Genomic DNA, 13,795 nt, shown 5'->3' with positions numbered 1-13,795 from the left:
CTATGTGGGGGTGGCTACTTGCCCTGGTTCGCCACGGCCTCGATGGCGGCCTTGGCGGCCTCGGGGTCGAGGTACTCGCCGCCGGGCTTGAGGGGCCGGAAGTCGGCGTCCAGCTCGTACCGGAGTGGGATGCCGGTCGGGATGTTCAGCTTGGCGATCTCCTCGTCGCCGATGCCGTCGAGGTGCTTGACCAGTGCGCGCAGGGAGTTGCCGTGGGCCACCACCAGCGTGGTGCGTCCCGCCGCGAGGTCGGGGACGATGCTGTCGTACCAGTAGGGCAGCATGCGGTGGACGACGTCCTTGAGGCACTCGGTGCGGGGCATCAGCTCGGACGGCAGCGTGCCATACCGCGCGTCCCCCACCTGCGAGAACTCGTCGTCGTCGGCGAGGGGCGGGGGCGGGGTGTCGTACGAGCGCCGCCACAGGGCGAACTGCTCGTCGCCGAACTCCTCGCGGGTCTGGGCCTTGTTCTTCCCCTGGAGGGCGCCGTAGTGGCGCTCGTTGAGTCTCCAGGACCTCGTGACCGGCAGCCACAGCAGATCGGCCGCGCCGAGCGCGAGGTTCGCGGTCTGGATCGCCCGGCTCAGGACCGAGGTGTGCACCACATCGGGCCGCACCCCCGCGTCGACCAGCAGTCTGCCGCCGCGCCGCGCCTCTTCCTCACCCGTGGCCGAGAGCGTGACGTCGACCCACCCGGTGAACAGGCCCTTCGCGTTCCACTCACTCTCGCCATGCCGCAATAGCACCAAAGTAGCCATGCGCCAAGCTTAAGGGCGGGCCCGGCGCGGTCACCCAGCCTTCGGCGTCCTGCGTCAGCTCTCAGCCCTCGGCTGCTGTGTTTCAGCCGTCGGCCTGTTGCGTTCGACGATGCCTTCGAACGCGCGCAGGTTGGCGAGCGACTCTCCCCGCTTGACCCGCCAGTCCCACTCGCGCCGGATGGACGAGGCGAATCCCAGCTCCAGGGCCCGGTCGAACCATTCGTCCGCGTAGGTCAGCACGCAGCCGAGCAGCCGGTCGATCTCCTCGTCCGAGACCGCCGCCAGGGGCAGGTGCCCGACCAGGTGGACGTCGCCGACCGAGTCGAGCGCGAAGTGAACCCCGTACATCGAGCCGTTCTTGGACAGCAGCCAGCGGTAGAACGCCACGTGGTTCTCGTCGGGCTGACGGCAGAAGAACGCCTCGACGTGCAGCGCCTGGTCGGAGATGGTCAGCCAGGTCATGGTGGCCAGCTTGTGCCCACCAGGCAGCTTCACCAGGAACGAACCCGGACGCGGGCGCTCATAGGTGATCTCCGCCGCCTTGAGCGCGGACTCGACGACCGCCTCGTGATCCATACCAGTGCACACTCCCGCGTTCCGATCCGGCTAAACCCTGTGTATCAGTGTGATGGCACCACAAGGTGGAGCCGGCTAGAGGTTGACCGCCATCGGCACCCGGTGGAGCCGGGTCATGGCGCCGGCGTAGACCTCCATGAGGCGCGCGGCCGTGGCCGACCAGCCGAAGGCCGCGGCGTGGTCCCGCGCCCCCTCCGCCATCGAGTCCCGCCAGGTCGGGTGGTCGACGAACTGGCGCAGCGCCTTCGCCCACACGTGCGGCTCGTGCCCGTCGACGAGCAGGCCCGAGACGCCGTCCTTCACGGCCGTGCGGAGCCCGCCCACCGAGGCCGCCGCGACAGGGGTGCCACACGCCTGTGACTCCAGTGCCACAAGGCCGAAGGACTCGTTGTGGGACGGGACGACCGTGACGTCGGCCGCCCGGTACCAGTCGGCCAGCTCGTTCTGCGGGGCGGGTGGCGCGAGCCGCAGAAGCTCGGAGATGCCGAGTGCGGCCGCGAGGTCGGTGAGGTAGGACGGGCGGGCGAGCCCGTTGCCGCTGGGGCCCCCCACGCAGGCGACGATCAGCCTGGACCGCAGCGAGGGGTCGTGGGCGACCATGCGGGCCGCCGCCCTGAGCAGGACGTCCGGGGCCTTGAGCGGCTGGATGCGTCCGACGAACAGCATGATGTGGGCGTCCTGCGGCAGGCCGAGCCTGTGCCGCGCCGCGCCCTTGGACGCCGGCTGGAACACCTGGAGGTTGACCCCGGGATTCACCACCGCCACGCGTTCGGAGGGGGCTCTGTAGAGATCGATCAGCTCCTGCGCCTCGGCGGCGGTGTTGGCCACGAGACGGTCGGCGACCTCGACGACCTGTTCCTCGCCCAGCACGCGCGCCACCGGCTCGGGCTTGTCGCCGTGGGCCAGCAGGAGGTTCTTGACCTTGGCCATGGTGTGCATGGTGTGCACCAGCGGCACGCCCCAGCGCTCCTTGGCCAGCCATCCGACCTGGCCGGACAGCCAGTAGTGCGAGTGGATCACGTCATAGTGCCCCGGCTCGTACATCGCCTCGGTGCGCAGCACGCCGGACAGGAACGCGCAGAGCTGGCCCGGCAGGTCGCCCTTGTCGAGCTCCTCGTACGGCCCGGCGGTGACGTGCCGTACGGTCACGCCCGGCTCGATCTCGACGGCCTGCGGGAGGTCGCGAGCGGTCTGCCTGGTGAAGATCTCCACCTCTACGCCGAGCCCGGCGAGGCGCTTGGCCACCTCGACGATATAGACGTTCATGCCGCCCGCGTCGCCGGTACCCGGCTGGTCCAGCGGGGATGTGTGCATGCTGATAGTCGCCACCCGGTTGATCCGGCGTGCGACAGGCACTCGCGGCACCTGACACCACCTCCAGAGGGGTTATAACTGTCGGATACTTCCTGAGATTCCCGACAGTGGTCGCGTGGCCCGGCGCAACCCCTACCCAGTCGCGCTGGGAGGATGACGACCGGGCGGCCCACGAGCGTGGCCAGGGGCGCCAGGGCACCGAAGCACCAGAGGCGACCTTAAGGACGAGACATGACCAAGACAGCGGTGGTGACGGGCGCGAGCAGCGGCATCGGCGAGGCGACGGCTCGGCGGCTCGCGGCGGAGGGCTTCGAGGTCGTGGCCGCGGCCAGGCGTCGTGACCGGCTCGACAAACTGGCCGCCGAGGTCCCCGCGATCCGGCCCGTCACGCTCGATGTGACCTCCGACGAGTCGGTCGCCGAGCTGGCCGCCTCGCTCGACCGCTGTGACGTGCTGATCAACAACGCGGGCGGGGCGTTCGGCCTTGAGAGCGTGGCCGAGGGGCTGGTGGACGACTGGCAGCGCATGTACGAGGTCAACGTGCTCGGCTCGCTGCGGATGACACGGGCGCTGCTGCCCGAGCTGATCGACTCCGGGGACGGCGTCCTGCTGATGCTGACGTCGGTCGCCGGTCTGGTCTCCTACGAGGGCGGCGGAGGCTACTGCGCGGCCAAGCACGCCCAGACCTCCATGACCGAGACCCTCCGTCTTGAGCTGTGCGGGGAGCCCGTGCGGATCATCGAGGTGGCTCCCGGCATGGTCTACACCGAGGAGTTCTCGCTCACCCGCTTCCGCGGCGACGCCGAGCGCGCGGAGAAGGTGTACGAGGGCGTCCCGAACCCGCTGACCGCCGACGACGTCGCCGACGCGATCGCCTGGTGCGTCACCCGGCCCGCGCACGTGAACGTCGACCGGCTCGTCATCCGCCCGCGCGCCCAGGCCGCGCAGCACAAGGTCCACCGGATCTCCTGACCATGAAGATCCAGCGGTACGAGGTCCACCGGATCTCCTCCTCATGAAGATGGGAAGGCCGGTCGGCGAGATCACCCGGGGGACGACGGGGCACAACCGCCTGCGCCGCTCCGACCGGTGGACGGCCGCGGTGTACGGCCCTCTGCTGGTCTCCGCCGACAGGCCACTGGTGGCCGACCTCGGGTACGGGGCCTCGCATGTCACCACGTCCGAGCTCTTCGTACGGCTGCGCCGGGTCCGCCCCGATGTGGAGGTGGTCGGCATCGAGATCGATCCGGTCCGCGTCGCGGCGGCGAAGCCGTACGAGAGGCCGGGGCTGTCGTTCGTGCGCGGCGGCTTCGAGCTGCCTGTGGGCAGGCGGCCGCTGATCGTCCGCGCGTTCAACGTGCTCAGGCAGTACGGCGAGGCGCAGGCGTGGGAGGCGTGGGACCTGCTGCGATCCGGCGTCGCGGAGAACGGGGTGGTCGTCGAGGGCACCTGCTCGGAGATCGGCCACCGGGCCGCGTGGGTGGCCCTGGACAGGCGCGGGCCGCGCACCGTCACCCTGTCCGCCCGGCTCGCCGGGTTCGAGCGCCCCTCGGACCTCGCCGAGCGGTTGCCCAAGACTCTCATCCACCGCAACGTGCCCGGCGAGCGCGTCCACGCCTTCCTCCGGGACTTCGACCACGCCTGGGCCCTGGCCGCGCCGTACGGCGCCTATGGTGTACGGCCGCGCTGGATGGCCGCCGTGGAACGACTGGCCGGCACCTGGCCGGTCGCCACCACTCCCCCGCTCGGCGGCAGACGCCGCTGGCGCCTCGGCGAGATCACCCTCCCCTGGTCGTCCCTCGCCCCGGACGAACGGCCGTCCGGCTGACGCCTCCGGTCGTCCGGCCCTCCGGTCTGACGATGAGATCGACGTGCGCGCGTGGAATCCACCTGTCAGTCACAGCGTAGATCTCTCCTGCTCGACCTGGCTGCGCTGTGCCGATCTTTCACGGTCGTTGATAGGTTTCGTCCAGGTGCGCCGGGAAGTCTGGTCGGCAGTCGCTTTGTCGATCTTGAAAGGACTGCCGTGCGCGCTCGTGATCTGATCAGCGCCTTCCCCTCCGTCACCCTTGGCACACCGGTGATCGAAGCCGCCAGGCTGCTGGCCGACCAGGACCTGCCAGGGCTGATCGTGGTCGATGACGACGGGCTGCCGGTCAGCATCCTGCCGGGCACCCAGGTGCTGCGAATGGCGGTGCCCGGCTACTGCCAGGACGATCCGGCGCTGGCCCGCGTGGTGGACGAGAAACACGCCGACGCCTTCCTCACCTCGCTGGCCGGGCGAACCGTGGCCGAAGCCCTGCCCGTCGACGCACGGGAGCTCCCCGTCACCGACCCCGACGCCACCGTGCTGGAGATCGCCGCGCTGATGGCGCGCACCCGTAGCCCGCTGGTGGCGGTGGTGGACAAGGGAAGGCTGCTGGGCGCGGTCACCCTGCAGGCGCTCATGGATCGGGTGCTCGGCTCATGACGACGCTCGCCTGGATCTCGGTAGCGGTCTTCCTCGGCGCCTACGCGCTGATCGCCAGCGAGAGGATCCACCGGGTCGCCGCCGCGCTGGGCGGTGCCGCGATCATGCTTCTGATCCACGCCAGTGGCGCCGATGCCGCGTTCTTCTCGCGGGAGACCGGGGTCGACTGGAACGTCATCTTCCTGCTGCTGGGCATGATGGTGATCGTCGGCGTACTGAAGCAGACGGGTGTCTTCGAGTACCTGGCCATCTGGGCCGCGAAACGGGCACGCGGCAAACCGTACCGGCTGATGGTCCTGCTGGTCGTCATCACCGCGCTGGCCTCGGCGTTGCTGGACAACGTCACCACTGTGCTGCTGATCGCGCCTGTCACATTCCTGGTGTGCGAACGGCTCGCGGTGCCGGTCGTGCCGTTCCTCATCGCGGAGGCGATGGCGTCCAACATCGGTGGCACCGCCACCCTGGTCGGCGATCCGCCCAACATCATCATCGCCAGCCGCGGTGGGCTGACCTTCAACGACTTCCTCGTCCACATGGCGCCCATGATCCTCATCGTGATGGTGGTGTTCATCGGCCTGTGCGGGCTGATGTTCCGCAAGGCGTTCCGCTACGACCCCGACCGCGCCGCGGAGATCCTCCAGCTCGACGAGCGCGAGGCGATCGCCGACCGGCGCCTGCTGTGGCAGAGCCTGATCGTGCTGGCCCTGGTGATGGCCGCCTTCGTGCTGCACCCGGTGCTGCACTACGAGCCGTCGGTGGTGGCCATCCTGGGCGCCGGAATCCTGGTGGCGGCCACCACGGTCACCACCGAACAGGCGATCGCCGAAGTGGAGTGGCCGACGCTGGTGTTCTTCATGGGCCTGTTCGTCATGGTCGGCGCCCTGGTGGAGACCGGGGTGATCGGCCAGGTCTCGCGACTGGCCGTGGAGGCGACGCAAGGACAGCTCGGCGTGACCACGATGGTGCTGCTGTGGGCCTCCGCCGGCCTTTCGGGGATCGTGGACAACATCCCCTACGTGGCCACGATGAGCCCCATCGTCGCCGACCTCGTCCAGGCCAACGGCGGCAACGGGCACGCGCAGGTGCTGTGGTGGGCGCTGGGCTTCGGCGCCGACCTGGGAGGCAATGCCACCGCCGTGGGCGCGGCGGCCAACGTCGTCGTCATCGGCATCGCCGCCCGCAACCGCACCCCGATCAGCTTCTGGGAGTTCACCAGGTACGGGCTGATCGTCACCTTCGTCACGGTGGCGCTGGTGACGCCCTACCTGTGGCTTCGCTACCTCTGACGTCAAGACGGCATCGGCGGGGTCAGTCCACGCGAAAGCGCTCCGCGGCGGTGTCGTCGAAGGCGAGGCCGTTACCTGGGGAGTCCAGGTTCGGCTGGGCCGCGCCACCACGGGCCGTGGATACTCCATGGAACAGCATCGTCTCGATCCGTACGTGGTCGTGGAACCACTCCAGGTGGCGAAGGTTGGGGACCGACGCAGCCACAGCGAGGTGCTGGTGTGGTGCGCAGTGGCCGGAGACCTCAAGGCCGTTCGCGGCGGCCACGGCGGAGGCCCTCATGAACTCGGTCACCCCGCCGCATCGGGTGACGTCGATCTGCTGGCAGTCGACGAACGGCGCCATCCGGGCGAAGTAGGTGAGGTCGTAGCCGTACTCTCCCGCGGCCACGTCGGCGCGAACGGCGTCCCTGACGATGCCCAGGCCCTGGAGATCGTCGGAGGAGACGGGCTCCTCGAACCAGCGCACGTCCAGGTCGTCTGCCTGCCGCATGAGCCGTATGGCCTGCTTGCGGGTGTAGGCGCCGTTGGCGTCGACGAACAGCTCCGCGTCGTCCCCGATCGTCCGGCGTGCCGCCGCCATCCTGTCCAGATCCCGGTCCATGCGCCGGCCCCAGGATTCCCCTATCTTGATCTTGACCCGTGGGATGCCCTCGTCATGGGTCCACCGTTCGAGCTGCCGGTGCTGCCGCTCGGCGGTGTAGGTGGTGAAGCCGCCGCTGCCGTAGACGGGCACGGTGGTTCGCGCGGTTCCCAACAGCCGGGCCAGTGGGAGGTCGTGGCGGCGGGCCTTGAGGTCCCACAGGGCGCAGTCCGCGGCCGACAGGGCCATGCCGGCGATGCCGGGCCGCCCGGCGTTGCGCAGCCGCCGCCGCATCGCGAGCCAGGCGCCGGGGACGTCGTCGGGGTCCCGGTCCCGTATGACCGGTGCGAGAAGCTCACGCACGACGGCTGCCGTGGCGGCGGGGCCATAGGTCCATCCCAGTCCTGTGGTGCCGTCGCAGGTGGCGTGTACGACGACGAGCGTGGTGCTGGACCAGCTCAGCGTGCCGTCGGCCTCCGGCTCGTCGGTGGGGACCTCGTAGGCGCGTGCGGCCAGCAGCGTCGTCATGTGGTCGTCTCGTACGACGCCACGTTCATCTGGACGGTCCACGCCTGCGTCGTAGCGTGGCGACCACGGCGGCACACAGGCCGAACACGGCCGCCCCTGCCGCGATCCGGGCGGCCATCGAGGGTGTCGCCGGCCGGCGCGCGTACTCGCGTTCGGGAAGCGGGGATCGTCCCATGTCACCATGCAGCCCGGCGCGCAGCAGCTCCGCCAGGTGCATGGCGGTACGGCCGCGTGCGTCGCTCTGCTCGACCTGGGTGCGGCAGCTGAACCCGTCGGCGAGGATGGCGGTGGTGTCGTCGGCGTCGCGGACGGCGGGCAGCAGCACCCGCTCGGCGCACGCGCCGGAGACCTCGTAGTGACCCTGTTCGAAGCCGAAGTTACCCGCCAGCCCGCAGCAACCGGAGTCGAGCACGTCGGCATCCACCCCGGCGTCGCGAAGAAGCGCACGGTCGGTGTCGTATCCAAGGATGGCGTGCTGGTGGCAGTGGGTCTGGACCAGCGCGGCCCGGGGCACCCGCGGGGGTCGCCAGCCTGGTGTGTGCTGGTGGAGCAACTCGGCGAGGGTGAGCGTCTGCCGGCTGAGCCGCCGGACGTCCATGTCGTCGGGGAGCAGCTCCACCGCGTCGCTCCGGAACACCGCGGTGCAGCTGGGTTCCAGTCCGACGATCCAGGTGCCGGCTCGAATGTGGGGCCGCAACTCCTCGACGACGCGGCCCAGCGACCTCTTGGCCATACCGAGCTGACCGGTGGAGATCCACGTCAGCCCGCAGCAGACCGATCGGTGTGGCACCCGTACCCGCCATCCCGCACCCTCGATGACCTCGACGGCGGCCTGGGCGACTCCGGTGTGGAAGTGGTTGGTGAAGGTGTCCGGCCACAGCACCACCTCACCGAGGGAGCCGTCGCCCGTGGGGCGGCGCCGTCGGAACCACTCCTGGAACGTCTCCGACGCGAACAGCGGCAGCTCCCGCCGCGGGTCGACGCCCGCCGCCTTCTTGGCGAGCCGGTCCAGCCCGGGGGTGCGGGACAGAACGTTCACCGTTCGAGGGGCGTGCGAGGCGATCACCGCCCACAGCGGCAGCCAGCCCATCGAGTAGTGGGCGCGTGGGCGTAGCCGCCTCTGGTAGTGGTGGGAGAGGAACTCCGCCTTGTACGTCGCCATGTCCACGTTGACCGGGCAGTCGGACTTGCAACCCTTGCAGGCCAGGCAAAGGTCCAGCGCGTCACGGACCGCGGGTGAGCGCCATCCGCCGCCCACCGCGCCGCCGCGTGAGGTGCCGTCGAGCATCTCGAACAGCAGCCGGGCTCGGCCGCGGGTGGAGTGCTCCTCCTCGCGGGTGACCATGTAGGACGGGCACATGACTCCGCCGCCGTCGCTACCGTGGCGGCGGCAGAGCCCGACTCCGACGCAGCGCGATACCGCCCGGCCGAAGCTGCCGTCGTCGTCCGGATAGCCGAAGTGGGTGGTCACATCGCCGTGGTTGTAGTCGGCGCCGAGCCGCAGGAACCCGTCGAGGGGGTAGGGGTCGCTCACCTTGCCGGGATTCATGCGGTTGCCCGGGTCGAAGATGGCCTTGAACTGCCCGAAGGCACGGATCAGTTCGGGGCCGAACATCTTGGGCAGCAGTTCGGCGCGGGCCTGCCCGTCGCCGTGCTCGCCTGACAGCGAACCCCCGTAGGAGACGACCAGGTCGGCGGCCCGTTCCATGAACGACCGGAACGTGCTGATCCCACCGGCGGTCTGGAGGTCGAACGGGATGCGGGTGTGCACGCACCCTTGCCCGAAATGCCCATACAGGGAGGCCTGCTGGTAACCGTACTCCTCGAACAGCTTCTTCAGGTCGCGCAGGTAGTCCCCCAGCCGGTCGGGGGCGACGGCGGAGTCCTCCCATCCGGGCCAGGTGTCGGGAAGTCCCGGCACACGGGCCGTGGCGCCGAGCCCGGACTCCCGTATCGACCACATCTCCTGCTCGCGCTCGGGGTCGTCGAAGAAGCCCACGCCGTGCTCTCCACGTCCCTTGCCCAGGGCACGCAGCATGTCCTCGGCCGCCCTGTCGGTGCCGGCCCGGTCCTCGCCGCCCATCTGCACGAGCAGCCACGCGCCGCCCGGGGGTAGCTCGGGGAGCGCCTCCGGGTTCAGACGCTTCTTCCGTTCGAAGCCGATCAGCTTGTCGTCGAAGGCTTCGAGAGCCACCGGCCGATGCGGCAGGATCGAGGGGACGGCGTCAGCGGCGGCGGCGATGTCGGGGTAGGCGATGAAGACCACGGTGCTGGCCTTGACCACCGGAAGCAGCTTGAGCCGGGCACGCAGCACCACCACCAGGGTGCCTTCCGATCCGACCAGCGCCTGCGCGACGTGGAAGTCCTTCTCCGGGAGCAGGCTGTCCAGGTTGTACCCGGAGACCCGTCGCGGGATCTTTGGGTAGCGGGTGCGCAAGGGCTCCAGGTAGGCGTCACGGAGCGCGCGGAGCTGCTCGTAGATCTCGGCCCGGCGGCCGCCCCTCCGCTGGATCTCGGCGTACTCCTCCTCGGTGGTACGTCCCACCCACATCCGGGTGCCGTCGTAGAGCAGCACCTCCATCTCGACGACGTTGTCGACGACCTTGCCCGCGCGCTGGGCGGTCGCCCCGCAGGAGTTGTTTCCGATCATGCCGCCCAGAGTGCAGTGGTCGTGCGTGGCCGGCCGTGGGCCGTATTCCAGGCCGGTGGCGCGTAGCCGCTCGTTGAGCACGTCCAGGACGATGCCGGGCTCGACGAGGCAGGTCCGGTCGTCGGGGTCGACCTCCAGCAACCGGTCGCAGTACTTGGTCCAGTCGATCACCACGGCGGTGTTCGTGCACTGCCCGCCCAGGCTGGTGCCGCCGCCTCGGGAGAGCAACGGCACGTCGTGGCGCCGACAGACGGCGACCGCTGCGACGCCCGCCTCCACGGTGCGGGGGACCACGACACCGAGCGGCACCTGCCGGTAGTTGGAGGCGTCGGTGGAGTACGCGCCTCGCGTCCCGTCGTCGAAACGGACCTCACCGTCGACGGCGGCGGCCAGGTCGCGCTCCAGGCGGGTGAGATCGATCTCACGGACCGGCTCACGAGCCCGGGTGACCGGGTGCGCGAGATCGCGGATCGCCATCATGACAGCAGCTCGTTGATCTTGTCGCGGACGACGGTGGCCAAGATCGTCGCCTTGTGCGGCTGACCTCGCAGGAAGGCCTCGGTGAACGCCTTGGCCTGGTCGTAGCTGACCTTTCCTGGCATCGGCGGCTCGTTGGGGTTGACGTCGCAGTCGACCAGGGCGGGCCCGTCGTGGGCGAGCGCTCCACGGACGGCCTCGGGGAGTTCCCCCGGCTCGGTCACCTTGGCCCCGTACGCGCCGCATGCCCTGGCCCAGGCGGAGAAATCGGCCTCGGGAGGGTGGTGACGCACGGAGTACTCGGGGAAACCGAGCACGATCTGCTCCCACAGGATCTGCCCGTAGGCGTTGTTGTTGTTGACGACGACCTTGATGGGCAACTCGTAGCGCACGGCGGTGAGGAACTCGGCCATAAGCATGGCGAAGCCGCCGTCCCCGACGAACGCGATCACCTGGCGGCCGGGATAGGCGTGCTGGACGCCGATCGCGTAGGGCAGGCCGGGCGCCATGGTGGCGAGGTTGCCCGACAGGTAGAACTCACGGTCGCCACGTATCATCCAGTGCCGGGCCGCCCAGGTGGCGATCGTGCCGGAGTCACAGGTCATGATGGCGTCGTCCGCGGCGGCCTGGTCGACGCAGCTGATGAGGTACTGCGGGGCGATCGGGTGCCGCGAGGGGTCCTCCAGCGCTTTCATGTCCGCGCGCCAGGCTTCGGTCTTGCGCTGGTACCGGCGCAGCAGCGACCGATCCGGATTCGCTTTGAGGAGCGGGAGCAGTCGTTGGAGGGCGAGCTTCGCGTCGGCCGCCACGGGCGCCTCGACGGGCAACCGGAGGCCGATCAAACTGGGGTCGCTGTCGATCTGCACGACCCGGACACGGCCGGCTTCCGGCAGGTACTTCCCGTAGGGGAACGAGGTGCCGACCATGAGCAGCGTGTCGCACTCCTCCATGAGCTCCTCGCTCGGCCGGGTGCCGAGCAGCCCCAGCCCACCGGTGGTCAGGGGATGGTCATCGGGAACGACGGCCTTGCCCGGGAGGGTCTTCACGATCGGGCTTCCGAGCCTGTCGGCGACGGCGAGCACTTCCTGCCGGGCATGCCGCGCGCCGGCGCCCACGAGCATGGCCACCTTGTCTCCCCGGTCGAGCACCTCGGCGGCTCTGTCCAGGTCCTCCTCCGCCGGGCGCAGGGGCGGCTTGGAGTAGGTCGGGACGCTGCTCGGTGGAGTTCCCGGGCTGACGTGCCGGTACGGATCCTCGGCGGCGGGCGCCACCTGGATGTCGTTGGGGAAGGTCAGGTGGGCGACGGTCCGTTTCGTCAGCGCCGCGCGCACGGCGAGGTCGACCACCCCGGGCACCTGCTGGGGATTGGTCACCATCAGGTTGTAGGCGGCCAGATCCTGGTACAGCCGATCGAGATGGACCTCCTGCTGGTAGTACGTTCCGAGCACCGAGGTCTCCTGCATGCCGGTCAGCGCGAGCACAGGGACGTGGTCGAGCTTGGCGTCGTACAGCCCGTTGAGCAGGTGGATCGCTCCCGGCCCCGAGGTCGCCGCGCACACGCCGAGCCGCCCGGTCGCCTTGGCGTACCCGGTCGCCATGAACGCCGCCGCCTCCTCATGGTGGACCAGCACGAACCGCAGCCTCGCCCGCTCCCGCCGAAAGCCCTCCATCAGGCCGTTGATCCCGTCGCCCGGAAGACCGAAGATCGTGTCGACTCCCCACTCCACCAGCCTTCTGGCAACGCTCGCGCCTACGATCTCCGTCATCGGTGCCTCCGGTCCGCGAAATGCGGGCACAGGATCCGTGAGCGGAGCACGGCGGCGGCCGGAAGCGGTGTCCTACTATTCTCACCGGCGCTTTCGCCGTCGCAGGGGGGCGCGCGGGCTCTGGTGCGGCTGGACGGTGCGCACCTGGCATGCTCTGGAACCTGTCACCCATGTCAACCTGTTACCCGCGTCGCCCTTCCCGGCGGCCAAGCGGGCAAAACCAGGGATCGACGGTGACCTACGCAGGCCTTGTACGGTCCTTGCCGAGGATTGACGAGGTCATGTGGTACGGGCTCACCGGCCTGCCATCCGTACCGATTGTGGCGGGACGCATGAGGCGGTCGACTGTACGTCCGGCTGTGCTGTCAAGGATCGGGATCCGTCTCTTCCCCGACGGCCGGACCATTCGGCTCCGTCGGGCTGTGCTCACGGCGAGCCGCCTGGTGCCCTGTCCGGGTGATGACGGAAATCGAGCCCCCGGGCTCGAAAACCGCGAGGTGGACGTTCGCGAGGTCGGTGACGCCGTGCCGGCGGAGCACGCCGTCCAGATCGCGCCCGGTCATGCGGCAGCGGCGCAGTTCCAGCCGCCGCACCACGCCGTCATGGACCAGTACCCGCGGCGTTGGGTCCACGAGATGGGCGACCCCGGGAAAAAGACGTAGACAGACGACCACACGGTGCGCGAACAACAACGTGACCAGGGCCGCCGCCCCGGTCATGGCCGAGGCGTCGGTGGCGGTGGCGGTACGCCCGATGATCGCCCCTACCGAGATGGCGGTGACGAAGTCAACGGGTGAGAACTCGGCCAGCGAGCGGCGGCCACCGAGCCGGAACGCCATCACAGCGGTGAGGAACAACGCCAGTATCTTGACGGCGGCATACAGGGCACGCTGAGGATCGCCGACCAGCGCATCGAGGATCGCGTTCACGCCGTGGTCGTCCGGAGCGGGGCCTCGCACCGGCTCCCGGTCGGCCGGCGCGCGTCCGTCCCCGCCTCGACGAAGATCGACACGAGTGGCGAGGTAGGAGCAGCCACGAGTCTTCCCGCAGGTGAAAGAGGCGCCCAGCCGGCACCTCAGTTGCATGGGTTTACCCTCTCGGCGTTCCGCGAAAACGATCAGAAACGCTCTACGAGTTTCTGGCATCAGGAGCGCATCACCTTACAGTGGCTCCCTTTTCGCACCCCATGGGAGCGGAACCCGCTTTATAATAATATTGCAGCTTTTACGGTGTTTTGTCGTTTTGATCGGGTAAGGGACCTTCATCGTATTTATCAGGCTAGGAACCGCGGCTGTCATGCGGTACGCCTCAAGTGGTCGCACGTGGACATACGCACGCCACGCCCGATACCAGGTCGGTTCCGCCGCGTAGGTCCTCACGGTGCCCGGCC

11 protein-coding genes are annotated in these 13,795 nt (G+C 69.4%); 4 read left to right on the top strand and 7 right to left on the bottom strand.

The window, feature by feature from the left end:
- Nucleotides 1–14 precede the first annotated feature (14 nt).
- The 3 genes from AB0B89_RS00225 to mshA all read right to left on the bottom strand — a co-directional run bounded on the left by AB0B89_RS00225 (nt 15) and on the right by mshA (nt 2,648).
- On the bottom strand, nt 15–758 hold the full coding sequence (locus AB0B89_RS00225; RefSeq protein ID WP_358545832.1) for a phosphoglyceromutase: 744 nt from the start codon (nt 756–758) through the stop codon (nt 15–17).
- A 54-nt stretch (nt 759–812) separates the two neighbouring features.
- Nucleotides 813–1,334, bottom strand: coding sequence for a YbjN domain-containing protein (locus tag AB0B89_RS00220; protein ID WP_358545829.1), 522 nt, complete (start codon nt 1,332–1,334; stop codon nt 813–815).
- A gap of 75 nt (nt 1,335–1,409) precedes the next feature.
- Nucleotides 1,410–2,648, bottom strand: a complete 1,239-nt coding sequence (gene mshA / locus AB0B89_RS00215; RefSeq protein ID WP_358546037.1) for a D-inositol-3-phosphate glycosyltransferase — start codon at nt 2,646–2,648, stop codon at nt 1,410–1,412.
- A 231-nt stretch (nt 2,649–2,879) separates the two neighbouring features.
- On the opposite strand from mshA, the gene AB0B89_RS00210 reads away from it, so the two are divergent.
- From AB0B89_RS00210 to AB0B89_RS00195, 4 genes are all read left to right on the top strand, one after another.
- Nucleotides 2,880–3,620 (top strand): SDR family NAD(P)-dependent oxidoreductase, encoded by a 741-nt coding sequence (locus AB0B89_RS00210; protein WP_358545827.1) that lies wholly within the window; start codon nt 2,880–2,882, stop codon nt 3,618–3,620.
- A 49-nt stretch (nt 3,621–3,669) separates the two neighbouring features.
- On the top strand, nt 3,670–4,476 hold the full coding sequence (locus AB0B89_RS00205; protein WP_358545824.1) for a class I SAM-dependent methyltransferase: 807 nt from the start codon (nt 3,670–3,672) through the stop codon (nt 4,474–4,476).
- A 198-nt stretch (nt 4,477–4,674) separates the two neighbouring features.
- Nucleotides 4,675–5,118, top strand: a complete 444-nt coding sequence (locus AB0B89_RS00200) for a CBS domain-containing protein (RefSeq protein WP_358545822.1) — start codon at nt 4,675–4,677, stop codon at nt 5,116–5,118.
- Nucleotides 5,115–6,404: an ArsB/NhaD family transporter gene (locus AB0B89_RS00195; protein WP_358545819.1), complete on the top strand. Its 1,290-nt coding sequence runs from the start codon at nt 5,115–5,117 to the stop codon at nt 6,402–6,404. The genes AB0B89_RS00200 and AB0B89_RS00195 overlap by 4 nt, the downstream gene beginning before the upstream one ends.
- Nucleotides 6,405–6,426: 22 nt before the next feature.
- Here the strand turns inward: AB0B89_RS00195 and AB0B89_RS00190 are convergent, their stop codons facing one another.
- The 4 genes from AB0B89_RS00190 to AB0B89_RS00175 form a co-directional block, all read right to left on the bottom strand.
- Nucleotides 6,427–7,554, bottom strand: coding sequence for an enolase C-terminal domain-like protein (locus AB0B89_RS00190; protein ID WP_358545816.1), 1,128 nt, complete (start codon nt 7,552–7,554; stop codon nt 6,427–6,429).
- Nucleotides 7,538–10,642, bottom strand: coding sequence for an FAD-binding and (Fe-S)-binding domain-containing protein (locus tag AB0B89_RS00185; RefSeq protein WP_358545813.1), 3,105 nt, complete (start codon nt 10,640–10,642; stop codon nt 7,538–7,540). The genes AB0B89_RS00190 and AB0B89_RS00185 overlap by 17 nt, the downstream gene beginning before the upstream one ends.
- Nucleotides 10,639–12,405, bottom strand: a complete 1,767-nt coding sequence (locus AB0B89_RS00180; protein WP_358545811.1) for a thiamine pyrophosphate-dependent enzyme — start codon at nt 12,403–12,405, stop codon at nt 10,639–10,641. Before AB0B89_RS00180 ends, AB0B89_RS00185 begins: the two co-directional genes overlap by 4 nt.
- Nucleotides 12,406–12,770: 365 nt before the next feature.
- A complete protein-coding gene (locus AB0B89_RS00175) occupies nt 12,771–13,334 on the bottom strand; it encodes a YetF domain-containing protein (RefSeq protein WP_358545808.1) in 564 nt (187 codons plus the stop codon).
- Nucleotides 13,335–13,795: the final 461 nt, after the last annotated feature.

The organism is Sphaerisporangium sp. NPDC049002 (assembly GCF_040649355.1).
In the GTDB taxonomy this organism is placed as follows: domain Bacteria; phylum Actinomycetota; class Actinomycetes; order Streptosporangiales; family Streptosporangiaceae; genus Sphaerisporangium.
This window is presented reverse-complemented; position numbering and strand designations above follow the sequence as displayed.

Coding starts and splice junctions, on each gene's coding strand:
- AB0B89_RS00185 (WP_358545813.1), bottom strand. CDS start 10,642: ATGATGGCGATCCGCGATCTCGCGCACCCGGTCACCCGGGCTCGTGAG.
- AB0B89_RS00205 (WP_358545824.1), top strand. CDS start 3,670: ATGGGAAGGCCGGTCGGCGAGATCACCCGGGGGACGACGGGGCACAAC.
- AB0B89_RS00220 (WP_358545829.1), bottom strand. CDS start 1,334: ATGGATCACGAGGCGGTCGTCGAGTCCGCGCTCAAGGCGGCGGAGATC.
- mshA (WP_358546037.1), bottom strand. CDS start 2,648: ATGCACACATCCCCGCTGGACCAGCCGGGTACCGGCGACGCGGGCGGC.
- AB0B89_RS00180 (WP_358545811.1), bottom strand. CDS start 12,405: ATGACGGAGATCGTAGGCGCGAGCGTTGCCAGAAGGCTGGTGGAGTGG.
- AB0B89_RS00225 (WP_358545832.1), bottom strand. CDS start 758: ATGGCTACTTTGGTGCTATTGCGGCATGGCGAGAGTGAGTGGAACGCG.
- AB0B89_RS00195 (WP_358545819.1), top strand. CDS start 5,115: ATGACGACGCTCGCCTGGATCTCGGTAGCGGTCTTCCTCGGCGCCTAC.
- AB0B89_RS00210 (WP_358545827.1), top strand. CDS start 2,880: ATGACCAAGACAGCGGTGGTGACGGGCGCGAGCAGCGGCATCGGCGAG.